20 protein-coding genes and 2 pseudogenes are annotated in these 23,574 nt (G+C 29.7%); 19 read left to right on the forward strand and 3 right to left on the reverse strand.

Translation table 11 applies throughout. From position 1 onward, the window contains the following. The first annotated feature begins 13 nt into the window (after nucleotides 1-13). Nucleotides 14-835 (forward strand): phosphoenolpyruvate hydrolase family protein, encoded by an 822-nt coding sequence (locus CIW83_RS10965; protein WP_094901112.1) that lies wholly within the window; start codon nucleotides 14-16, stop codon nucleotides 833-835. 219 nt (nucleotides 836-1,054) lie between these two features. Continuing rightward, nucleotides 1,055-2,047 (forward strand): copper amine oxidase N-terminal domain-containing protein, encoded by a 993-nt coding sequence (locus CIW83_RS21970; RefSeq protein WP_143598552.1) that lies wholly within the window; start codon nucleotides 1,055-1,057, stop codon nucleotides 2,045-2,047. A gap of 86 nt (nucleotides 2,048-2,133) precedes the next feature. On the opposite strand, the gene CIW83_RS10980 is transcribed toward CIW83_RS21970, so the two are convergent. After that, nucleotides 2,134-2,541 (reverse strand): cupin domain-containing protein, encoded by a 408-nt coding sequence (locus CIW83_RS10980; protein WP_201259811.1) that lies wholly within the window; start codon nucleotides 2,539-2,541, stop codon nucleotides 2,134-2,136. A gap of 312 nt (nucleotides 2,542-2,853) precedes the next feature. Between CIW83_RS10980 and CIW83_RS10985 the strand changes: the two genes are divergently transcribed. The 4 genes from CIW83_RS10985 (at nucleotide 2,854) to CIW83_RS11000 (ending at nucleotide 6,690) form a co-directional block, all read left to right on the forward strand. After that, nucleotides 2,854-4,065, forward strand: coding sequence for a DUF819 domain-containing protein (locus tag CIW83_RS10985; protein WP_094901118.1), 1,212 nt, complete (start codon nucleotides 2,854-2,856; stop codon nucleotides 4,063-4,065). 44 nt (nucleotides 4,066-4,109) lie between these two features. Continuing rightward, complete coding sequence (locus CIW83_RS10990) at nucleotides 4,110-5,081, forward strand: dipeptidase (RefSeq protein ID WP_094901120.1); 972 nt, start codon at nucleotides 4,110-4,112, stop codon at nucleotides 5,079-5,081. 135 nt (nucleotides 5,082-5,216) lie between these two features. Further along, on the forward strand, nucleotides 5,217-5,774 hold the full coding sequence (locus CIW83_RS10995; RefSeq protein WP_094901122.1) for a sigma-70 family RNA polymerase sigma factor: 558 nt from the start codon (nucleotides 5,217-5,219) through the stop codon (nucleotides 5,772-5,774). Further along, nucleotides 5,764-6,690, forward strand: coding sequence for a DUF4179 domain-containing protein (locus tag CIW83_RS11000; protein ID WP_094901124.1), 927 nt, complete (start codon nucleotides 5,764-5,766; stop codon nucleotides 6,688-6,690). The genes CIW83_RS10995 and CIW83_RS11000 overlap by 11 nt, the downstream gene beginning before the upstream one ends. A gap of 222 nt (nucleotides 6,691-6,912) precedes the next feature. On the opposite strand, the gene CIW83_RS11005 is transcribed toward CIW83_RS11000, so the two are convergent. Both CIW83_RS11005 and CIW83_RS11010 read right to left on the reverse strand, forming a co-directional pair. Beyond that, nucleotides 6,913-7,845 carry an IS3 family transposase gene (locus CIW83_RS11005; protein WP_158220097.1) on the reverse strand — a complete coding sequence of 311 codons (933 nt, stop codon included), beginning with the start codon at nucleotides 7,843-7,845 and terminating at the stop codon, nucleotides 6,913-6,915. Beyond that, nucleotides 7,754-8,494 carry a helix-turn-helix domain-containing protein gene (locus tag CIW83_RS11010; protein WP_094901128.1) on the reverse strand — a complete coding sequence of 247 codons (741 nt, stop codon included), beginning with the start codon at nucleotides 8,492-8,494 and terminating at the stop codon, nucleotides 7,754-7,756. Before CIW83_RS11010 ends, CIW83_RS11005 begins: the two co-directional genes overlap by 92 nt. 150 nt (nucleotides 8,495-8,644) lie before the next feature. On the opposite strand from CIW83_RS11010, the gene CIW83_RS11015 reads away from it, so the two are divergent. From CIW83_RS11015 to CIW83_RS11075, 13 genes and pseudogenes are all read left to right on the forward strand, one after another. Beyond that, nucleotides 8,645-8,941 (forward strand): ATP-binding cassette domain-containing protein, encoded by a 297-nt coding sequence (locus CIW83_RS11015; protein WP_201259812.1) that lies wholly within the window; start codon nucleotides 8,645-8,647, stop codon nucleotides 8,939-8,941. Between the two features lie 839 nt (nucleotides 8,942-9,780). Beyond that, nucleotides 9,781-10,617 (forward strand): hypothetical protein, encoded by an 837-nt coding sequence (locus CIW83_RS11020; RefSeq protein WP_094901130.1) that lies wholly within the window; start codon nucleotides 9,781-9,783, stop codon nucleotides 10,615-10,617. A 1-nt stretch (nucleotide 10,618) separates the two neighbouring features. Further along, nucleotides 10,619-14,023, forward strand: coding sequence for a DEAD/DEAH box helicase (locus tag CIW83_RS11025; protein ID WP_094901132.1), 3,405 nt, complete (start codon nucleotides 10,619-10,621; stop codon nucleotides 14,021-14,023). A gap of 267 nt (nucleotides 14,024-14,290) precedes the next feature. Further along, entirely contained in the window at nucleotides 14,291-15,061 is a 771-nt protein-coding gene (locus CIW83_RS11030) for a LamB/YcsF family protein (RefSeq protein ID WP_094901134.1), read from the forward strand. Between the two features lie 15 nt (nucleotides 15,062-15,076). Next, nucleotides 15,077-15,825, forward strand: a pseudogene (gene pxpB / locus CIW83_RS11035) (5-oxoprolinase subunit PxpB). After that, a complete protein-coding gene (locus CIW83_RS11040; RefSeq protein WP_094901136.1) occupies nucleotides 15,812-16,840 on the forward strand; it encodes a biotin-dependent carboxyltransferase family protein in 1,029 nt (342 codons plus the stop codon). The pseudogene pxpB and the gene CIW83_RS11040 overlap by 14 nt, the downstream one beginning before the upstream one ends. A gap of 14 nt (nucleotides 16,841-16,854) precedes the next feature. Further along, nucleotides 16,855-17,459, forward strand: a pseudogene (gene pcp, locus CIW83_RS11045) (pyroglutamyl-peptidase I). Between the two features lie 299 nt (nucleotides 17,460-17,758). Next, on the forward strand, nucleotides 17,759-18,889 hold the full coding sequence (locus CIW83_RS11050; RefSeq protein WP_094901138.1) for a glycosyltransferase: 1,131 nt from the start codon (nucleotides 17,759-17,761) through the stop codon (nucleotides 18,887-18,889). Beyond that, complete coding sequence (locus CIW83_RS11055; protein ID WP_094901140.1) at nucleotides 18,879-19,985, forward strand: glycosyltransferase; 1,107 nt, start codon at nucleotides 18,879-18,881, stop codon at nucleotides 19,983-19,985. Before CIW83_RS11050 ends, CIW83_RS11055 begins: the two co-directional genes overlap by 11 nt. A gap of 22 nt (nucleotides 19,986-20,007) precedes the next feature. Further along, a complete protein-coding gene (locus CIW83_RS11060; RefSeq protein WP_158220098.1) occupies nucleotides 20,008-20,745 on the forward strand; it encodes a polysaccharide deacetylase family protein in 738 nt (245 codons plus the stop codon). Then, a complete protein-coding gene (locus CIW83_RS11065) occupies nucleotides 20,717-21,259 on the forward strand; it encodes a hypothetical protein (protein WP_094901144.1) in 543 nt (180 codons plus the stop codon). Before CIW83_RS11060 ends, CIW83_RS11065 begins: the two co-directional genes overlap by 29 nt. Continuing rightward, nucleotides 21,256-22,281: a lysylphosphatidylglycerol synthase transmembrane domain-containing protein gene (locus CIW83_RS11070; protein WP_094901146.1), complete on the forward strand. Its 1,026-nt coding sequence runs from the start codon at nucleotides 21,256-21,258 to the stop codon at nucleotides 22,279-22,281. Before CIW83_RS11065 ends, CIW83_RS11070 begins: the two co-directional genes overlap by 4 nt. Before the next feature lie 249 nt (nucleotides 22,282-22,530). Then, a complete protein-coding gene (locus CIW83_RS11075) occupies nucleotides 22,531-23,538 on the forward strand; it encodes a LacI family DNA-binding transcriptional regulator (protein ID WP_094901148.1) in 1,008 nt (335 codons plus the stop codon). Nucleotides 23,539-23,574: the final 36 nt, after the last annotated feature.

The raw sequence follows: 23,574 nt of genomic DNA on the forward strand, positions 1-23,574 counted from the left end.
GAGGAATAAGATAATGGCTAGAGCTGAGGTACTTAAGAAATTAAAAGATGAGGTAGCAAAGGGTAATATTATCTTAGGGGCAGGTGCTGGAACAGGTATATCGGCAAAAAGCGGGGAAGCAGGTGGCGTAGATTTAATTATTATCTACAATTCTGGTAGATATAGAATGGCAGGACGTGGATCATTAGCAGGACTTCTTTCATACGGTGATGCAAATCAAATTGTAGTAGATATGGGAAATGAGGTTTTACCTGTAGTTAAGCACACCCCTGTACTTGCTGGAGTTTGCGGTACTGATCCATTCCGAATAATGGATGTTTTTTTGAAACAGTTAAAGGAGCAGGGTTTTGCAGGAGTACAAAACTTTCCAACTGTAGGATTGATAGATGGAGTATTTAGACAGAATCTAGAGGAAACTGGTATGGGCTATGATCTTGAAGTGGATATGATAAGAAAGGCTCACGAATTAGATATGCTTACTACTCCATATGTATTTGACACTGAACAGGCTAAGAAAATGGCAGAAGCTGGCGCAGATATTTTAGTTGCCCATATGGGACTTACTACAAAGGGAACTATTGGAGCAAAGACAGCTTTAACTTTAGATGATTCGGTAAAGAAGGTTCAAGAGATTTGTGATGCTGGTAAGTCTATAAACCCTGATATTATGATACTTTGTCATGGTGGACCTATTGCTGAGCCAGAGGATGCAGCTTATGTGCTTCAAAGAACTAAAGGTGTAGATGGTTTCTTTGGTGCATCTAGTATTGAGCGTTTTGCTACTGAAGTAGGAATCAAGAAACAGGCAGAGATGTTTAAGGAAATTAAGAAATAACGAAAAGAAAATAGAGTAGAAGGTAATCGTTAATTTTAATTACTTTCTACTCTATTTTCATTATTTTCTTTTCAGGGATAACCTTTATAATTATGTAAAAGGCTATAGATGAATTTCCCACTTTAGTACTATATCATAGAAACAATATATTTGATATTATCTATATTAAACATAAGTACTAATTTACATTAGTGCATAAAAATAAAGGGAGGAATTGAAGTGAAAAAATTAAAACCAATCTTATCAATAATTGCTCTAACAGCCCTTATCGCTGCGACACCAGTGTTTGGACAAGCAAATAATGGGAAAAACAATTCTAATAATGGTAAGCAACCTGTAAAAGAAGAAAAAGTAAAAGAAGAAAAAGTAAAAGAAGAAAAGATAAAAGAGGAAAAAGAAAAAAATAATAATGGCAACAATGGGGATAATAACAAAGCCAATCCAGGGAAAGGACAAGATAAGTCTTGGAAAGAGGCAAAGGATTTAGTAGAAGCAGAAAAAGATGCTTTAGAAGTTAAAAAGGATGAACTTGAAACTGAAAAAGATGAGCTTGAAAAACAACTTGAGGAAGCTGAAACTAATGGGAATAAAGAGCTTGCAGAGCAGCTTAAAACTCAAATTAGTGAGATAGAAAAACAAAGATTAGAGATTAAGTCAGAAATGAAAAACACTATAAATTTAATGAAAGAAGTAGTCAAAAATAGATATAGTATTGAAGAACTTGAGGAACTTAGAAAAATTAGTGATGAGCTAAAAGAACAAAATGAAGATATCATAGTTATACCAGTAGAAAACATCAGTACCAATAAAGATATTAAATTCGATACGCCACCAGTAATAAAAGAAGGAAGAACTTTAATTCCTGTCAGAGCATTAACTCAGGGATTTGGAGCTGAAGTAGAGTGGAAATCCGAAGAAAAGAAAGTAACTATTACAAAGGGAGATAAGGAGATAGTATTATATCTTGATAATAAAACTGCCACAGTAAATGGAGAGAAAGTTGAATTAGAAGTTCCTTCAACAGCATATAATAATCGTACTTATGTACCTCTAAGATTTATTATAGAAAATTTAGGGCTAAAAATTGATTATGATGAAGATACAGGATTAATAGAAATAGACGATGAAGATGATAAAGATATTGATAATAAAGACAACGATGATGATGTTGATAATGTAGAAGATATAAAAGAAGATGATTCCCAGGAATAAATTCAATCAAGGACGGACAAGATGAAATCTTGTCCGTTTTTTAGGTATATGAAATTAAATTTTGGATATAAATTGATATGACACTCCTAAAAACTTGGTGGTGTCATAGCCCAAATAGATTCGCAGACTTCGTCACCTACGTTAATATATCTATGTGGAATAGTACTGTCAAAATAAATACTATCTCCTTCTTCTAAGATATATTCTTCATTTTCCATTTTAACCATTAATTTTCCTTTGATTACAAGACCACATTCTTCTCCTTCGTGGGTTACAAAATCCTTAGAAGAGTAGTCTCCAACTTTAATAGTAATATATAGAAACTCAATTTTTCTATTGAGATCAGCAGATAATAACTCATAAATGGCATTGTTGTTGGAAGCTATTATACGTTTTCTGCTATTTTTTTTCACTACAGGACTAGCATTGATTTTAGCTTCTTCTTCAAAAAAATATCCTACAGAAACACCAAGAGATTGTGCAATTTTCCACAAGGAAACTATAGAGGGAGTAACAATGTTCCTTTCTATCTGACTAATTAAACCAGGCTTAGCTCTGCATTATCGGCCAAATCAGAGATATTCATTTTTTTTAACTTTCTTAATTCTTTTATTTTTGTACCTATGTCTATATCTATGTTCAAAGTTAAAAACCCCCCATTGTTAATTTTATCTATATTTTAACATAAAAAACTTATAAATAAATTCAATATATTAAATTTAAATTTAATATATTGAATTTATTTATAATATATTGTATTATATGACAAGAAAGAAATTTCTAAAAATTAAATTAGGGGGAATAATATGGGTACATTAATTAATGCAGATAACACTTGGGCTCTATGGACAATATTAGTTGGTATAGCAGCCATAAGTATTTATCTTGAACAAACCTATAAGTGGGCGTCTAAAGTAACAGGAGCAATAATTGGATTAATAATTGCTATGGTATTAGCTAATTTCAAAGTAATTCCTACAGATGCACCTACATATGATGCTGTATGGGGGTATGTAGTTCCTCTAGGGATACCTCTACTATTATTTAATGCCAATATAAAGAAAATCTGGCGTGAAAGTGGAAGAATTATGATTATATTTTTACTTAGTTCTATAGGCACTCTTTTAGGAACTTTTGTATCTTTTATGCTTTTAAGAAATCATATACCTGACCTATATAAAATGGCTGCAATGATGACAGGATCTTATATTGGTGGGGGAGTAAATTTTGCGGCAATGGCTGAGTCCTTTGGAACATCTGGAGACTGGATTTCTGCCCTGACAGTAGCTGATAACCTATTAATGGCAGTATATTTCTTTGTATTGTTAGCAATACCATCAATTTCATTCTTCCAAAAGAAATTTAAACACCCTCATATGGATGAGGTAGAAGGTAATGTAGATACTGCTGAAGGTGAGACACTAGCAGCTAAATATTGGGGAAGAAAAGAAATATCATTAAAAGATATAGCTTTTGCAGTAGCTATTTCCTTCGCTATAGTATGGGTTTCCACTGAATTAGCAAGTATTTTAGGCAGAGTAATACCCACTGGTAATTTTATTTATAATTTATTTAATGGATTTTTGGGTAATAAATATTTACTTATAACTACTTTCACCATGCTCTTAGCTACTTATATGCCTAATTTTATGTCTAGTATTCATGGTGCACAAGAAATAGGAACATTTTTAATCTATATCTTCTTAGTTGTTATAGGAGTGCCAGCTTCACTACAATTAATACTCACTAGATCACCTCTACTTCTTGTATTTACAGGAATTATAGTTCTTGTAAATATGATAGTTACTTTATTATTAGGGAAATTATTTAAGTTTAATTTAGAAGAAATTCTTCTTGCATCCAATGCTAATATTGGTGGACCTACTACGGCAGTTGCTATGGCCATTGCTAAGGGTTGGAATAAGCTAATAGGGCCTATTATGTTAGCAGGTGTATTTGGATATATTATAGGAAATTATTTAGGAATATTCATGGGCAATTTATTACAATATCTATAAACTAGTACACGGGGCTTCCTGTGCACTATCTTAGGAGGAAACTTATGTTATTTGACATACACGGAGACATATGGACTGATGTAACTGTAAAAAGACAAATGGGTTTAAAAAATATTATTAGAGATTATCATTTAGAAAGATTTAGAAAAGGGAACATGGCTGGAGGCATCTTTGTTATATGGATCGATCCTCCCCATGATGAAAGACCAGAGGAAAGACTTTTAGAAAGCATCAAAGCTATGAGCAGTGAAATATGGGAAAATCAAGATATATTGAAAGTCATATATAATAGTGATAATTTTTATCAAGCTGCTAATGAAAATAAACTTGCAATATTATTAGGATTAGAAGGATTAAATGCTATTGATGAGGATATAGAATCTATTTATACTCTATATCAATTAGGTTTTAGACATGCCAGTTTAACATGGAATGAACAAAATGCTTTAGCAACAGGTGCCAGGGGAGACATAAGCAGAGGACTTACAATCTTGGGCAAAGATGCTATTAAGATAATGGAGTCATTAGGAATTATTTTAGATGTATCTCATGCTAATGATAAGACCTTTTGGGATATTTACAATGTAACAACAAAGCCTTTTATTGCATCACATTCTAACTCAAGGGCATTGTGTAATGTTCCAAGAAATCTTACTGACGATCAGATAAAAGCTATTGGAGAAAAAGGCGGTATTGTAGGTATCAATGCTTTCAATGAGTTTATACATTTAGATCGTGAGAAGAGGACAGTTGATTATTTAATAAATCATATAGAGCATATTGCAGATCTCATAGGGATTGATCACATTGCTTTGGGCTTTGATTTCTTTGAGTATATTGGAAATGATACTTCAGATACCTTTATTGAAGATCCTTATGTAGGTACTGTAGGCATAGAAGATATTTCTAAAGGTAATAATTTAGTACTCAAGCTTCAAGAAAGAGGTTTTTCAAAGGAAGATATAGAAAAGATAGGATATAAAAATTTCTTGAATTTAATGGATAAGGTATTATAACAGACAGGTTTTCCTGTCTGTTTTATTTTTTGCTTTACAAGAATCACCTATACATATGTAAGAGTAATAATATGGAAAATATAATTTAATAAAACTTTTTCGGATATATAGTTGTCTAATAAGTAGATAATAAAAATGAGCTCATATTTTATTTGCAAGGAGGAGGTTCCACTGGAAAAATTAGTTCTTAAAGCAGTAAAGGGAGATGATGAAAGTTTCGGTCTCCTTATAAATAGCAAAAAAGAAGATTTATATAGAATGGCATATAGTTATGTGCACAATGAACAGGATGCACTTGATATAGTAGGAGAGTCAGTATATAAAGCTTATATATCAATAGGTAAGTTAAAACAACCAGAATATTTTAATACATGGCTTACTCGTATAGTTATAAATTGTTCAATAAACTTTATAAAGAAATCTAAGAAAATTTTATATCTGGATAATGATACTATGGAAAATATTTATCATAATAAAAATGATGCTTTGGAAAATATAGACTTAAAAGAAGCTCTAGAAAAGTTGGACTATAACCATAAGGCTGTGATAGTACTAAGATATTCTCAAGACTTGAAACTGAAGGAGATAGCCGAAATTCTAGATATTCCTTTAAGCACAGTAAAAACTCGACTTTATAAGGCAATTGAACTTTTAAAAATAGAACTTAAGGAGGGCGAAAATTTTGAAGAATAACACAGATGATTTAAAAAAGGTTTATTCAGATATAAAAATACCTAATGCTTTAGATGATACAATTAGCAATTCAATATTAAGGGGGAAGAATTATATGAAAAAAAATAATAGAAATAAGAAAAGAATAATTAATAGTTTTATATCAGTAGCTGCGGCAGTTGGAATATTTACTTTAAGCGTAAATATTTCCCCATCCTTTGCAAATAGCCTTGAAGGGATTCCTGTTTTGGGAACATTAGTTAATATCCTTCAATTTAATAATGGGAGTTCTCAAGGCGGCGAAATAACCGATGGAATTGATGTTGATTTTATATCTCTAGACCAAGAAAAAGATTCTGATGTTATCATAATAAATTTTAGTGGATTTGGTGAAGAAAACCAAGAAATAGCCCCATCTTTCAATATAGACTATAAGGAATCGCCTTATACAATGACATTTTCTATATCTGGTGCAAGAGGTCTTTCAGCTAGTGAATATTTTGAAGAACTAAAAAAGAGTAAATATATCCAAGATGTTTATGAATTGATGACTTTAGATGATTCCGCACAAAGATTTAACATAGTATTTAATCAACCAGTTGATTTCAAAGTAGAGGAATATAAGAATCCTGCTTATTTGAAAGTACAAATTTCAAGGGATACAGAAAAAGTTTCAGAACAAAAAATATATTCAATAAGAACTGGCTCTTATGAAAGAGGAGAGGAATTTGCTATTCTTGAAGAAATATTATTTGAAATAGAAGATCTTAGAGTATTGAAGGATAGCAACGGGACATATTTATATGAACTAGGTCAATACAATTCAGAAAAAGAAGCACAAGAAAAGTTAGAAGAGTACAAAGATATTTTTAAAGACAGCGTGAATTTATATGTTGAAGAAAGAACTATGGATGAAGTTCCACAAAGCATGAAATAGGAAAATAATAGTTATATTAATATTTTAAATATATAAATAAGGATGAAGTTTAACTAAACTTCATCCTTATTTGTGCTTGTATATTATTAGAGATGGGATATGAATATGATAAAATGTTAAAATAATATTTGGCATATAAAAAAAGGATGTTATTATCAAAACATAGCACCCCTCCAGTTTGAACTGACCCATGTCAAGTAGGCAGATAATTTAATTAAAATATTATGCACATGTGGATGCATGGTTTCGATATTCTAAAGGAGCCATGCATCCTAGTCTTTTTTGAAATCTTTTTTCATTGTAAAATTTAATATATTCAACTATTTTGCCTCTTAATTCTTCAAGTGTTTTAAACTTTTTTCCATAATACATTTCAGTTTTTAAAGTACCAAAAAATCCTTCCATAGGCCCATTATCTATACATTTACCGACTCTAGACATACTTTGAGTCATTCCAGCTTCATCAATTTTACTTTTAAAGGCATTTTCTGTATATTGAAACCCTCTATCACTGTGAAATATTGGTTTTGCATCAGGATATTTTTTTATTGCTTTATCAAACATGCTAAATATAAGATGATTATTGTTCTTAAAGGAAAGTTTATATTCAATAATACTATTATCATAAAGATCCATAATTGAACTTAAATAAAGCTTTCTTGTGTCTCCAAGAACTGAGACTTCAGTTACATCTGTAAGCCATTTCTCATTAGGAGCCTTAGCGGTAAAATCTCTTGATAAAATATTTTCTTTTGTATATTCCGGTTTTATTTTCTTACGATTAACCTTCTTTCTTCTAATTCTGGCTGTAATACCTAAAATATTCATAAGTCTATGGATATATCCTTCTGAAAATGATTTATGATTTAGTTTGTTAATGAACATGGTCATCCTTCTATACCCTAAAATTCCGTCAAAAGTTGAATGATATTCATTGATTAGTGAACATAGCAATTCATCTTGCTTTTCTTTTTCAGGTTTAACCCTATTTTTATGTTTGTAGTATCCGCTTCTTGAAACATCTAGAATTTCACATAACTTGGCTACTGAACAGCCTTTATCTTTAAAAAAGTCTACTGTTTTGTATTCTGCTTCCTGTCTTACTTTCGAGAGCGAAGTTTCTTTTCGAATTCCTCTTTTTTTTAAGAACTTCAAGTTCAAATTCTCTTCTTTTTCTTAATGATTTTTCTTTTTCAAGCTCTAGCTTTAACTTCTCTATTTCTGTTAAATTGCTTTCATCAATTTCAGACTTTGCCTTTGGTCCACGTTTTTGATACTTTAGTGCTTCTGATCCCTTGTCTATATATGCCCTTGTCCATTTGTATACGAGTGCATAAGTAATTGAATACTTATCAGCTGCATCTTTGTAGCTCATATCATTTTCAATAACCCATTTTACTATTTCTAATCTCTCTTCAAATGTAGTTTTTCTAGACTTCATGGTATAGACATCTCCTTTAGGATCATAATCCTTTATTTCTATACCATTATACCATTTATTAACCCAGTTACCGATAACTCCTACGGAAATATTATATTTAGCAGCTAAGTTTGCCATTGAGTATTTGCATAAAGTATATTCCTCTATTACTGACAACTTAAACTCTTTACCATACGAATTATTTTTATTTGAGGTTTCAAATGCACTAGATCCATGTTCTTTATATCTTAGATACCATCTACGGACTACTGACTTTTCGGTTCCAATCATTTCAGCAATATCACTAAAACTACCATGACCTTTCTCATAATCTTCACACGCTTTAATTTTTACTTCTTTACTATACTTCGGTTTTCTTCCCATAAAAAATACCTCCAAGTAGATAATCTAATTTTAATTAATTAAACTGTCTACTTTGGAAGTATCATATCAGTTTTGGTGGGGCGCTAAGCAATTAAAATTACTACAAAACTTAAATTGTGAAATAAATCTAATCAAGAAAGGAGCTAGATGATGTCAAAAAATATTTTAGAAGTAATAAAATTAAAGAAAGAATTCACATTAGATAAAGGTCGAAAGATCAAAGTTGTAAAAGGAATAAACTTTAATGTAAGGCAAGAAGAGATGTTTGGATTTTTAGGAGCAAATGGTGCAGGTAAAAGTACTACTATCAGTATGCTTACGACACAGAAGAGATCTACCTCTGGTGAGATTTTAATCGCTGGGGAATCTCTTGTAAAAAAACCTGCTAAGGCTCGTAGAAAGATCGGTGTAGTAGCGGTTAAAGATTGCAATAGCAATTATGTATAATCCTGGTATTTTATTCTTAGATGAACCAACTATTTTTTAAATATGAAAGCTCGGTTTTTCCTATAATAAGTTTCGGGACATTTGATTCTATAATTTAATTAGCTCTGATTTTTTAACTATAAGATGGACTAATTATTTGTATATAAGTCGAAGAAGTTACTTGAATATTTTGTATACTTAAGTCGTTTTGTTGGATATATTGTAAAGATATGGTATCCTGATATTAGTGGTATATAACTTGAAATAAAATGATAAATTTAAGCTGATATAAAAAAATAGTATTGGCATTATATATAAGGGGGTTATAATTAAAATCAAATACAATAAAATTTATTACGCTGATAGTTAATCTATAGTAAATAGAAAAAGGTGCAGATTTATAACGTCAGAATAATTATTTAAAATTGAATTATCTAATTTTAAAATTATATTTAATAAATTTTTATAATTGTTTTTATTGTAAGATTTTTAAGTATGTTTCTAAAATTGATGTACATTTGTAAGAACACCTATATGGTCACAGGAAATCGGATTTACTGAGTACATAAAATTAATTTTAATGGTTAACTATCAAAGAAATTATAAGTTAGAAAAGAAAAAAATGCAAATGTAAATTAAAAAATCTAGCAAAACGTAATGATTCTATAATAATAGAGACTTATGCGCTTTGACTGATATCCAGGGAGGAATATTATTAAATTAATTAATTGAATAGAATATCAGAAAAGGCGAATATGAATCGTATAGTTATATTAAAAGATGAAATCATAGTTTAATTTAAATGGCATCAATAAAGCTAATGTTCATATAAACTTATGACAAACTAAGGGGGAATTGGTTTGGATAACTGGTTAGAACCACATATAAAAGATGAATTAAAAGAATATTATATTAGATTTGACTACTTAATAAAAAGTTCAGATAAAGAAAAGATACAGAAGATGGAAGAATTTAAAGAAGCATTAAATAAATATTTTATTGAAAAACATGTAGGTAGGGATTTATTAATAGATAGTACAAAAGATATTACCATAGGGAATATAATACCTGAGTTTAGAAAAACTGTAAATGAAATATTTGATTCAATATGGAATAACTCTAATAAAGATAATAATATAAAGGGACTTTTAGGAGAGACCATTGCCACATGGTTATGTGAAACTTTTGATGCTAGTCCTATTTATTTTTTGCCTTTAAAAAGAGGTAATTCATCAGAACAAGGGCCTGATAGATGGGAATTAAGAAATGAATCTGGAGATAAAGTAATATTAAGGATCTGGAGCTCAAAATGTACTACAGATAGACCATCCTCAAGAGCTGATGAGGTCAGAAATAATGATTTTTCAAACATAGAAGTGCATGGTATATTGCAACAACTATCAGATATAGCTGAACATAATAAATATTCTTTTATAGATAAAGAAAGAATAAAAGAAATAAAACTCTCAACAGTTAAAAAAGATTCTCTTTTATCATTTGGTGTAGTAATGACATTTGATTTAGATATATATAATAAAATGTATAAAGATAATTCAGGTAGACCACTAAATTTATTTACTGCTCAGCCATATGCAGAAAATGCTGAAAAAATTGTAAGATTTGTACCAGTTAGTGATTTAGATAACTACATAAAGCAGTTTGAAATAAGTACTAACAACATACTAGGGAGAGAGTAAAATGAGGGATTTAATTACAATTGATAATATATGCAAAAGCTTACATAAATATCAAGGTAGAATAGAGTTAATTAATAAAATTAATAATATTCATTTTTTACTTCTCAAATATTATCTTCAAGTGGAAGATAAAGAAGCTTTCACTATAGATGAAGATGAAATAAAGAAGCTAAAAGAAATAGGGCTGTTTTTATTTGATTTAGCTACTGATGAAATGTTTGAAAAAGCTATAGATTCTCAAACAAAACGGGATTTATTTGATATTAGCTTAAATTTATTTGAACAATTGTGTAAAATTTATAAATTGAGATTTGAAGAATTTAAGAACGGATATTTAGAATTGCTACTAATAGCCATAAGTTGTGCAGCATTAGGAGATAATCCTTCTAAAGCATATGTGATCTTTCGTAAATATCATCTTAATATTGAAGATCTTTATGGTGAAGAAATATACTTTTATGCAATATTAGCTTTTCTTTCTAAAAATTATGGAGTCTTAAGCATTGATGAAAAGGAAATTGCCAGAAGAATGATAGTTAATACAAAGAATATTAAATATCATATTTTAAATAATATTATCAAAGAGATATATAGAACTATTATATATCTCAATACAGGCGAAGAAAAAATTATCGAAGATATAAAACTTAATTTAGAAAAAACATATGAGTTGGCCTTAACAAATAACTACTATAGAGAAATATGGATCATCAAAAAAATTCAAGAGTGCATACATATGACAATAAATAAATCATTATGGTATGTTTTGGGAGAGCATCTACGAGAGGATTCAATAAAGTCATTAATCGGAAGCAAACGTAAACCAACTTATGAGTTATGGTCTCATCAAATTGAAATCATTAACAACAATCTATTAGATATTAATACAAATAATATTGTAAATATACCTACAAGCTCAGGAAAGAGTTTAATTGCTCAGATATGCATTCTAAAAGTATTGCAAGAATATAAAGATAATACTTGTATATATGTTGTACCAACAAATGCGCTATTAAGTCAGGTTAAGCAAGATTTAAGTTCAATGTTTAAAAGATTAAATATTGATGTAGATGCTTTAGTGTCAGGATATGATGTCTTAAGTCCTGATATTGAAAAAAATAAGATTGAAGATTCTAAGGTATTGATTATAACACAAGAAAAGCTCGATTCCCTAATAAGAAAAGAAGACGATTATATTAAAAGATGTAAACTTTTTGTATTTGACGAATTCCATAACATTTCATCAGGATCTAGAGGACTATTATTAGAATTTGTAGTAGCAAAAATAAAGTTGATGAATTTAGGAAATGAGCCTAAGATGTTATTTCTATCAGCAGTACTACCTAATGTATTGAAGTTTAAGGAATGGATAGGAACAGATATCACAAGAGAATATTCTAATACTGACTGCAGACCAACGAAACAAATAAAGATAATTGGTCATTATTTAAATAATTATGAAAGCCCCAAACGAGGACATTATGATGAATTAATAGAAAGTGGAATAAGAATATTTTATCCAAATAATAGGTATGGAAATATAAAATTTCCTAGCATAACAAGACATGTAACATGCAAAAGCAAATTATATAAAAATCTGAATTTTTGTGCTGATTTAGCAGAGAAGTTTTCTAATATTGGCAATGTTCTGGTATATATACCAAATACTAGTTGGTTCAAATCGTTTTGTTTAAATATGTTTGAAAGAAAGATATTATTGTCTGGTTATGAAAAAGAAAAGTTGAATGATATCGCTAACTATGTAGCCCTAACAATAGGATATGATCATTATTTAGTTGAATCTATAAGATTGGGTTTTGCTTTTCATCATAAAAGACTACCTAATAATGTGAAAAGAATTATAGAAATAGCATTTAAAGATGGTATTATAAAAGTGCTTGCAGCTACATCTACTTTAGCGCAAGGATTAAATTTTCCAATATCAGCTATCATATTAGGGAGTTTATATGCAGGAAGTAATGAAATGAACTTAGAAGAGATAGAGAATTTAGTTGGTAGAGCGGGTAGGGCTATGAGAGAAACTGAAGGGTATGTAGTATTACCAATTAAATTAAATCCTGTATATGATGTTAAAAGTCATGAAAAACGTATTTTTCGTATGAGAGATAATTACTTGTATAAAGATTTAAGTTCTATTATTATAGATAGTTCAGTGAAAAAATTGTTAGAAGTGTTGGAAAAGGAAGAGAGCGAATTAGATGAAAGTGAAAAGGAAATTATTAGGATATATAACTCCGTTATTTTTGATTTAACTGAAAATAACTTACTTCAAACTGATGAGGACTATTTAAAGATAATAGAATCACTATTTTATAGTGTAGATGCTAGACATGAAGAAAAAGAAAAGTTAATATTCCATACAAAAGAAATGGTTGTTAATATAAGGAATAAGATTGATTTAGTCGATAATATTACTATTAAGAAAATATTGAAAAACTCAGGATTGAGTATTGACACTGCTATTGGTATATATTATGCGGTTATTAATAATTTAGATGAAGAATTAGATTATGTATTTGAAAATAGAAAACTGAATCCTAAATTTATTCAATTAATTAATGAAATAATAGAATTGCCAGAATTCAAAACTAATTATAATGGAGAATTTATATATAATTGTTTAAATAGTTGGATTTTTATGGACAATTATGCAACAATATGTAATAAGTTTTTCAATGGAAATTTCGATAAATGTGTAGACTTCATAGACCAAGAAATTATTTATAAAGGGGCTTGGTATTTTAGTTTAGTTTATCAGTTATATGATGCTTTATTTGTAGAAAACCTAGAAACTATAACTAAATGGAATAGCTTTAGAATATTTGATGATTTTTGCAACATCCCAGCTTATTGTAAGTTTGGAGTAGAAGATAAGGGGATGGTTGAAATAATGGAGAGTGGTCTTTATGAAAGAGAACTTTTAATAAAGGCTGTGAAAACTTTCAGTCTGCATAGCAAAATGGATATAGTTATTCCTGAATATTTTTATGAATGGACAAAATATGCAAATCTTGTTAACATAGAAAATTTAGGTGTATTAATAAGTTCTCACGAATTGGAGCAGTGGAAGATATTTAAGAATTTATTCTTACAAGATGTTAATGAATATACCCAGATATTGTCAATCAGTATTAAAGGATATGGACTATATGAGACAATAAAGTTAATAGAAGGTGATCCTTTATTAATTAAACATGAAAGAGACAATCTACATGATGAATTCGCTATAGGAATATTTACACTAGAAGATAAAAAGATAGGATACATAGATAGGGAGTATTCAAAGTATATTTACGAGATATTAGAAGCCAAAGGTAATGTTGTTTGGGTGTTTATAGAAAATGAATATGGCAGTAGCATGAGTTGTAAAGTAATTATTGTTTAAAAATGGGATTAGGAAAACTACTAGCAGTGATGAAAGAAAGAATAGAGGAATAAGAGTTGTGTCTCTTAAAGGACATAGGATAAAGCTACGGAAACATTAAGAAGTGGATTTAAACTGATATAAAATATTGAGAATTTTGCAGTGGTTTGAGTGATATAAAAATACCATCCCAGATCTACGGGGCTATATTGAAAATACTAAAGCCTTCTGTTACTATAAAACAGAGGGTTTTTAATTGTGATATCAAGTTAATGAGGAGATGTTATTATGAATGGTATTGTAGATTTAAACTCTGATATTGGTGAAAGCTTTGGCTCTTACAATTTAGGTATGGATGAAGAGGTAATTAAATATGTGACTTCTGTTAATATTGCCTGCGGATGGCATGCAGGTGATCCGTTGATTATGGAACACACTGTAAGGGAGGCCATAAATAATAATGTAGCCATAGGAGCACATCCGGGTTATCCTGATTTAATGGGCTTTGGCAGGAGAAATATGGATATTAGTCCAAAGGAAGCCAGAGCTTATATGATTTATCAGTTGGGGGCATTAAGTGCTTTTGCTAAGGCAAACGGCGGTAAGGTTCAACATATGAAGCTTCATGGGGCATTCTATAATACAGCATCCGTTAAGGAGGAAATAGCGGAGGCAATAATTAAGGGTATTCTAGATGTGGACAAGGATATTATACTTCTTGCTCTAAGTGGTAGTTATATAGCTAAACTTGCTCAAGAAAGAGGTCTAAGGGTTGCCCAAGAAGTATTTGCCGATAGGGGTTATAATGATGATGGGACCTTAGTTAATAGAAGATTACCTGGTGCTTTTATCCATGATAAGGAAGAGGCTTTTAGAAGAATAAAAGATATGGTTTTAGAAGGAAAGGTGACTACAATAAGCGGCAAGAAAGTATCTATAGTTGCAGATTCCGTATGTGTTCATGGTGATAATCCAATGGCTGTTGATTTTGTGAGATATATTAGAGAGAGTTTAATTAAAGATGGAATTCAAATTAAAAGTCTAAGCGAATTTATATAAAAGTTGGTGGAGCTTATGTATGAAAATGTAAGGTATATTATTGCAGGGGACAAGGCTATAATAGTCGAATTTGGGAACAGTATCAGCCCAGAGATTAATGCTAAGGTTCGTAGTATGGTTAAGGCTATTGATGAGTCAAATATAATAGGAATTATTGATATAGTTCCTACCTATAGATCAATACAGATAATATATGATCCTATGGTGATAGATTATAAGGATTTGATCGATAGCTTAAAGGAAATAGAAAAGTCTTTAAGTAATATTGATTCGGAAGAAGTTAGAATTATTGAAATTCCTACTGCTTATGGTGGAGAATATGGTCCAGATATTGAATTCGTAGCAAATCATAATAATCTTACTGTAGAGGAAGTTATTAAAATACACAGTTCTACAGATTATCTTGTATATATGTTGGGATTTACCCCTGGATTTGGATATCTAGGGGGATGGATGAAAGAATAGAGACTCCAAGGCTTCAGGTCCCAAGGACTAAAATACCCGCTGGTTCCACTGGCATAGCAGGCAAACAAACGGGAATTTATCCTATAGATAGTCCTGGAGGATGGCAGCTCATAGGACGTACCCCTATAAAACTCTATGATCCACTAGAAAGTCCTCCTGTATTATTAAATGCGGGAGATTATTTAAGATTTGTCCCTATCGGAGAAAAAGAATATTTAAGAATACAAGATTTGATTAACAAAAATCAGTATAAGGTGAATATTATCGTTAAAGAAGGTAGTAATCATGGAAAAAATTAAGATTATAAAACCAGGGATTTTCACTACAATTCAGGATAAAGGAAGATGGGGATACGAAAGATTTGGCATACCTGTAGCTGGAGTTATGGATGATTTTGCTGCTAGAGCTGCTAATATCTTGGTGGGAAATCATCAGTATTCGGAAACTCTAGAAACTACTTTCTCAGGACCGGAGATTATTTTTTATTGTGATGAAATAATTAGTATTACTGGTGCAGATATGAATCCAAAGATTAATGGAGAAAGTGTACCTATGTGGACTAGTCTTTTAATTAAGGCTGGAGATATTCTTAGTTTTTCTGGATTAGTCAGTGGTGTAAGAACTTATATTGCTTTTAGTAGAGGAATTAATGTTCCAGATATAATGGGGAGTAAATCTACTTTTACTAGAGGTGGATTGGGAGGATATAAAGGAAGAAAATTAGATAGTGGAGATAATATAAAACTAGGCTCTAGAGATTTACATAATTCAGGAAGTTATCTACCTCAAAAATTTCTTCCTATATATAAAAAAGAAGAAACCATTAGAGTAATTATGGGACCACAGGATAATTATTTCACTGATGATGCTATAGGAGCTTTCCTTAATTCAAAATATACTATTACTTCTGAAGCTGATAGGATGGGTTATAGATTAGATGGACCTAAGATTATTCATAAAAAGGATGCAGATATTATTTCTGATGGCATAGTCTTCGGCTCTATTCAGGTCCCAGGCCATGGATCTCCAATAATTATGATGGCTGATAGAGCTACTACTGGAGGATATACTAAGATAGCGACAGTAATAACTCCAGACCTATCAAAACTAGGTCAGATGGGAATAGGGAGTTTAATTAGATTTAAAAAGGTGTCTCTTGAGGAGGCTCATCAGATATATAAAGAATATGAAAATACATTTAATGAAATTAAAGATATAATAGATAGAAATAGATTTGAATTTAATAAAATAAGAAAGCTTAACCTAAAAATAGATAGAAAAAGTTATAATGTTAGTATTAGGGAAATAAAATGAAAGGCGGGGATATTTTGAAAGTGCTAGTTACGGGATTTGAACCCTTTGGAGGAGAAGCAATAAATCCAGCTCTGGAAGGGGTTAAGATGTTAAAAGAAGAGATATTAGGGGCTGAAATACTTAAGTTAGAACTACCTACTGTATTTATGAAATCTAAAGAAATATTAGAAATGGCGTTGGAAGAAGATAGACAGATATAGTTATCTGCGTTGGGCAAGCAGGTGGAAGAGATAAGATAAGTGTTGAGAGGGTAGCTATAAATATTGATGATGCAGGTATACCAGACAATGAAGGAAATCAGCCTATAGATAAACCTATATTTGAAGGCAGTGATGCAGCTTATTTTTCGACATTACCAATAAAGGAAATAGTGAATAAACTAAAAGAAAATAAAATCCCAGCAGAAATATCTAATTCAGCGGGTACTTATGTATGTAATCATATTATGTATAGCTTACTCTATAATATAGACAAGAAATACAAAAATATAAAAGGTGGATTTATTCATATACCATATATACCAGAACAGGTTATAGATAAGAGGATGGCACCTAGTATGTCATTGGATTATATTGTAAAGGCACTTACTATTGCAATTGAAGTTAGTATTGGAAATTAAAGAAAAAACAGGAGAAGCCCCCTTAGAGAATAGGAGTTTCTTCTGTTTTTTCATTGATAAAAATTATTTGAGAATTTATTAAATATCTACAATATATTTTAATAGTTGACAAACATTGCAGTATTGGTGTACTATGAAGATAGTACACTGATACATAAAAAATAAAAATATATAAAGAATTAGGAAGTTTTAATCTATAATTAACGTTATATTAATATAGGCGTGATATTGTAAAATTAAATGATGATTTAAAAATATCTCGAAAAATGACTTAAAACATCTAAATAGGGGGATTAATTATGGATAAGGTTTTAATATTTACTGCTGCTACAGGTGGCGGTCATAATGAAGCTGCATCATCTTTAGAGGGGGAATTTACAAAGAGAGGTTATAAAGTAAAAAAAGTAGATATATTAAAGGAGATAAATAAAGTATCAGAGACTATTTTTATGGATTTTTATAAAATTCTTATTAATAAATTTCCTAATTTTTACGGTAGTATTTATGAGATTAGTAATAATGAAATTATCAATAAGTTTGTCACAAAATCTTTTACTAAAATAGCGGCACAAAAAATCTACCATACTATTTTGCAAGAAGATCCAGATTTAATTATAGGAACTCATGCTTTTGTAGTAAGTGTTGTAGGACATTTGAAAGACAATAAAATGATTAATATTCCTTTTATTTCTGTAGTTACAGATTATGAAGCACACTATATTTATATAAATTCAAATGTAGATGCCTACATTACTGGAAGTGCCTATACAAATAAAACTTTAGAAAGACGGGGGATGTCGAGAGATAAAATTTATTCTTATGGCATACCTATTAAAAGGGAATTCTTTAAAGATTCTAGGTATGAGAAAATTAAAAAAGAAAGTTTTCAAGTTTTATTAATGGCAGGCAGTTTGGGACTAAAAAATATGAAAACAGTATTACAAAATATCGTATCTTTAGAAAGAAATTTTCATATTGTAGTGGTTTGTGGAAATAATAATCAATTAAGAAACTCAATAGAAAATCATTATCTTGATTTAATTAATGCTGGAAGGATTGAGTTATATGGATTTACAAATGAAATTCCTTACTTAATGGAAACTTCTGATGTTATTATAACTAAACCTGGAGGGTTAACAATATCTGAAGCTATAGCAAAAAGGCTTCCCATAATATCACCATATTATATACCAGGGCAGGAAAAAGAAAATTTAAACTTCTTAGTAAAAGAAGGCTTGGCAATCTATGTAGAGGAAAATAATATAAAGGCAACTATAGAGACCGTTATGGATAATCCTGAGATTTTAAAGGCGATGAGAAAAAGAATGGAAAAATTATCTCAACAATTTTCCCTAGATAAGGTTTTTAAACTGGGAGAAAAACTAATACAAGACTACAACTATAGATTAGGTACTGTCTATGGCGGGTAATATAGATATATTAATCTTGACGTCAAAATTTGGACTAGGTCACATAAGTGTAGCCAAAGGAATTAAAGAACATATATTAGATATGGATTCTTCCATAAACATAGAAATTGTAGATGTTTTTCAAATTTTGATGCCTAAGCTATCTAAGAATATGTATAAATTCTATATAGATTTAGTAAAGAAAAGTCCTGAGATATATAATAGTTTTTACTATAAAAAAAGCCAAAATGAACATTTATATACAGATAAATTTTTTTATAAGTATAATTTAAATAGATTAAAAAAATATTTATTAGATGTTAAGCCTAAAATGATAATTTCAACTTTTCCTACGGCTTCACACTATATTTCAAATTTAAAAGAAAAAGGTTTTTTTTCTATGCCATTAATTACATGTATTACAGATGTAGTTCATGGATGGGAATGGATTGCACCTAACTGTTCTAAATATTTTGTAGCTACAGAATATGTAAAAAATAAGATAATAGAAAAAGGTATTGAGAAACAAAAGATAATTGTAACGGGTATACCCCTTAGAAAAGAGTTTTTAATAAAGGAAAAAGGTATATCATCATTAAACCTGCCTAAGGATCATTTAATTATTATGGTCATGGGTGGAGGGGTGGGGCTATTACCAGAAGATCAAGAATTTTATCGTAGATTCAATGAACTTGGTAAAGTAACCACTATAGTATTAACGGGAAAAAATAGAGAATTATTGGTAAAACTAGTAGAAATGGACATGGAAAGAGTTATACCTATTGGCTATACTGATGAAGTAGCTTCTTTAATGGCTCAATCAGATATATTAGTAACTAAACCTGGTGGAATCACTGTGTTTGAGGCTATTGCTTCAGAACTTCCACTAGTTGTTTACAATCCTAAGTTAGGGCAGGAGCTAGAGAATGCTAAATTTATAGCCCAAAACTCTATTGGTATTATTGCTTTAGATATGGATAGCTTATATTCTATTATAAAAGATTTAGCCGATAATACAGGAGAAATTGGTATATATAAGAAAAATATGGCGGCTTTAAAACAAAAGATTAATATGAGAGTTTTAGGAGAAGAGGCTATAAAATTACTTCATAAATAGCTGTATCTTTAAAGTAAAGAAGGTGATTCAAATAAATCTTTTCATTGCAGTAAAAGCTTTAGGGCTTGGATTCACTGTCTATAATATTTTACCTAATATATATTTTAGAAACAAATGCAGATATATAATTAAAAAAATTGATAATGAGGATAGTATTTTTTTAACCTTTGATGATGGTCCAGATCCTAGATATACATTAAGGATACTAAAAATTTTGGAAAGATACGAAATAAAAGCAACATTTTTTGTAGTGGCTAATAAGGCAAAAAAACATCCAGATATAATTAATAAGATGATTGAAGATGGACATGGATTAGGTCTGCATTCCTATAGCCATAGGAGCTTTTGGCTATCTCTTTTCTGGAAAACTAAAAGGGATTTTGAAAAATCCATGGAAATTTTTAATGATCTTAATTATTCATTAGAGTACTTTAGACCACCTTGGGGTACGTTCAATCTATTTACTTCATATTTTTCAAGAAAGAATAAACTAGAGACAATACTATGGAGTCTAAATGCCCAAGATTGGAGTAAGAAAACTACTGTGGAACATATAACTAATAAAATTGTTGATAATACAAAGTCAGGAGATATAATAGTATTACATGATAGCAATGGAGCAGAGAATGCACCTGAAAATACTATTAAGGCTTTAGAAATAATTATTCCCAAATTAATAGAAAAAGGATTTAAATTTAAAACAATAGATGAGAGTAAGAGGGGTAATAAGTATGAGAAAATTGTTTCTAAAGATAGTTGAATTAATAGATAAGAAAATAGTAAGACATAGTAATTGGCTATATATTCCACATGCTAAAGAACAAGTACTATATGTTGCTCCCCATATCTATAGAGGTAAGGAAAGAAGTCTTCCTGATGGGACTATTATTAAAAAGGGAGATTTTGTAGCCGAAATTCATATAGATAATCAAAAAATAAGGAATATGGATCTAAGTTTTAAAGATATAGTTACAATTTTTAAAGATGAGCTAGACTCTTTAGCCTATGCTGTCGGAAAAGATAGTAAATTCATAGATATAAAGGCTTTTCATGGAAAAACTTTACTTTATCCTTTATTGAAAAGGGAAGGCTTTATGATTATAGATATAAATTCTATATTAAATTCATTTTTTGTAGAATTATGGGAACGGATATTAGAGACAGTATATAGCAGAAGATATAGCAACAAGAGGAGGAAAAAAAGAAAAATGAAGGAATTTTGGATAACAAATGATCAATTAGTAGATAGAATGAGAAGCAGGACTAATTTATGAAAAAAGCAATAAATTATGTAATTTTAATATTACTTATAGGAACTACATTATGGATATTAATTGATAGCAATGATTTATCAGATTTACCATCCGTAATTAGAAATACAAATAAAATATTCCTAATTATATCTTTTTTATCATTATTATTATTTTGGATTTGTGATGGCTATATAATTTATAAAATGAAAAAAATATTAAGCGTAGATACTAATTTTATATCTTCCATGAAACTTAGTATGATTGGACAATATTATAGTTCTATTACACCCTTTGCTACTGGAGGACAGCCTGCACAGATATATTCTCTAGTGAATGATGGAATCCCTCTAGGGGTAGCTACTTCTTTACTGATAAATAAATTTTTAATTTACCAATTGGTAGTTACATTTTATGCTATAATCATGTTTGTTTTTAAATTTAAATTTTTATATGATAAATCAAGAGTCGCATTGTCATTTATAATATTAGGATGCTTTATAAACTTTCTTGGAATTGTAATAGTAATAGGACTTTTTTTAAATGAAAAACTTATTAAAAATCTTTTAATTAAATTGTTTAAAGTCGGACATAAATTAAAATTAGTAAGTGATATAGATAAGGCAATTGAAAAGTTGAATAATAGCTTAGCAGATTATATGGACAGTATAAAAATTATTAAACAAAATAAAATAATTACTATATATTTAATCTTAATTACTACTTTACAATTAACATTTTATTTTTCCATTACCTATTTCGTATATTTAGCAATAGGTCTGAAAAGGATTTCTTATTTGGATATTATTGCTATTCAATCACTTCATTATATGGCAATTTCTTTTATGCCAACTCCAGGTACAGCAGGTGCTTCAGAAGGTGGATTCTATATTCTGTTTAAGACATTATTTCCTAATAAAATTTTATCATATGCAACTCTATTATGGCGTATAATAGATTATTATCTTAGACTTTTAATAAGTGGAGCAGTTACATTAATAGATTACATTTACCAAAAAAGGAAAAAACTGAAGCCAAGTAATTAATTAGAGATTTTTCGGAGTATCCATTCACTTTATCTATTTGTGAAGTGCATGAGAATATAGATAAATAAGGTGTCCCTTTATATATAGAAAGAGGGACACCTTATTTATTTGAATAGTGGGACAAATATTGGACATCGCTATATGACTATGTCCCGCTATTGACGATAGTATTTTATAATGATATAATTATAATCAATCATGTGGAACATGTTTCATACAATTATATAAAGAATATGAGGTTGAAAGATTATGCCAAATATTAGAGAAATCGCCAAAAGGGCGGGAGTAGGAATAGCCACAGTATCGAGATACATAAATAATACAGGATATGTAAGTGAAGAGGTAAAGTTGAAGATTCAAAAGGAAATCGATGAATCTGGATATACACCTAATGCATTGGCAAGAGCAATCTTTACCAAAAACTCTAAAACATTAGGTTTAATGATTCCTAATATTACAAACCCATTTTTTAATCAAATGGCTACTGTAATAGAAGAACATGCTAATAGATTTGGATATACATTGTTTTTATGTAATACGGAAGACAATGAGGAAAAAGAAAAGGAATATTTAGAGGTACTAAAAAGTCATAGGGTAGCAGGTATCATAGCTTCTAGGAGTATGTGTAAGGACGAATATCTGAATATTCAGATTCCAGTTATTTCTTTTGAAAATCATATATCACCGTCTATTCTCACTATATCTTCTGATAACTATAAAGGAGGTAAAATGGCTTTTAATCATTTATATGAAAGAGGATGCAGAAATATCTTGCATATAAAGGGGCCTAAGACTTTTGATGCTACTGAAATGAGATATCAGGGATTCATAGATGGTGCAAAGGAAAAAGATCTTGAAGTCCATGTTATAGGATTTGAAAGTGACTTCCAAGTTAAAATGCTTGAAGAAAATTTAAATAACATTATAAATATTGAAAAGTATGATGGAATATTTGTTTTTAATGACATTGCTGCAGCTACAGTGATGAAGTATCTAAAGGAAAAAGGTATAAGAATTCCAGATGATATACAAATAATTGGATTTGATAATAGCTTTATATGTGAGCTGTTGCACCCTTCCCTGACGACTATAGAGCAACCTATTAAGGATTTAGGTGCATTGGCAGTAGAATTTCTAATTGATTTAATTAATGGTGAAGACATAGTTATTAAAAATTATTTAGTAGAAACAAAGTTAATCCAAAGAGAATCAACTTTTTTATCATCAGAAGTAATGTCTCAATCATTGGTAGACTAGTTAATGTGGTAAATCATTCAGAATAATGCTGAATTT

Origin of the sequence: Tissierella sp. P1 (assembly GCF_002266425.1) — a bacterium.
Classification (GTDB): Bacteria; Bacillota; Clostridia; order Tissierellales; family Tissierellaceae; genus Tissierella; species Tissierella carlieri.

Bases quoted from the DNA above. Each gene is read 5' to 3' on its own strand.
- CIW83_RS10965 (WP_094901112.1), top strand. From the start codon at position 14: ATGGCTAGAGCTGAGGTACTTAAGAAATTAAAAGATGAGGTAGCAAAG.
- CIW83_RS10985 (WP_094901118.1), top strand. From the start codon at position 2,854: ATGGGTACATTAATTAATGCAGATAACACTTGGGCTCTATGGACAATA.
- CIW83_RS10990 (WP_094901120.1), top strand. From the start codon at position 4,110: ATGTTATTTGACATACACGGAGACATATGGACTGATGTAACTGTAAAA.
- CIW83_RS10995 (WP_094901122.1), top strand. From the start codon at position 5,217: ATGAGCTCATATTTTATTTGCAAGGAGGAGGTTCCACTGGAAAAATTA.
- CIW83_RS11010 (WP_094901128.1), bottom strand. From the start codon at position 8,494: ATGGGAAGAAAACCGAAGTATAGTAAAGAAGTAAAAATTAAAGCGTGT.
- CIW83_RS11015 (WP_201259812.1), top strand. From the start codon at position 8,645: ATGTCAAAAAATATTTTAGAAGTAATAAAATTAAAGAAAGAATTCACA.
- CIW83_RS11025 (WP_094901132.1), top strand. From the start codon at position 10,619: ATGAGGGATTTAATTACAATTGATAATATATGCAAAAGCTTACATAAA.
- CIW83_RS11030 (WP_094901134.1), top strand. From the start codon at position 14,291: ATGAATGGTATTGTAGATTTAAACTCTGATATTGGTGAAAGCTTTGGC.
- CIW83_RS11040 (WP_094901136.1), top strand. From the start codon at position 15,812: ATGGAAAAAATTAAGATTATAAAACCAGGGATTTTCACTACAATTCAG.
- CIW83_RS11050 (WP_094901138.1), top strand. From the start codon at position 17,759: ATGGATAAGGTTTTAATATTTACTGCTGCTACAGGTGGCGGTCATAAT.
- CIW83_RS11055 (WP_094901140.1), top strand. From the start codon at position 18,879: ATGGCGGGTAATATAGATATATTAATCTTGACGTCAAAATTTGGACTA.
- CIW83_RS11065 (WP_094901144.1), top strand. From the start codon at position 20,717: ATGAGAAAATTGTTTCTAAAGATAGTTGAATTAATAGATAAGAAAATA.
- CIW83_RS11070 (WP_094901146.1), top strand. From the start codon at position 21,256: ATGAAAAAAGCAATAAATTATGTAATTTTAATATTACTTATAGGAACT.
- CIW83_RS11075 (WP_094901148.1), top strand. From the start codon at position 22,531: ATGCCAAATATTAGAGAAATCGCCAAAAGGGCGGGAGTAGGAATAGCC.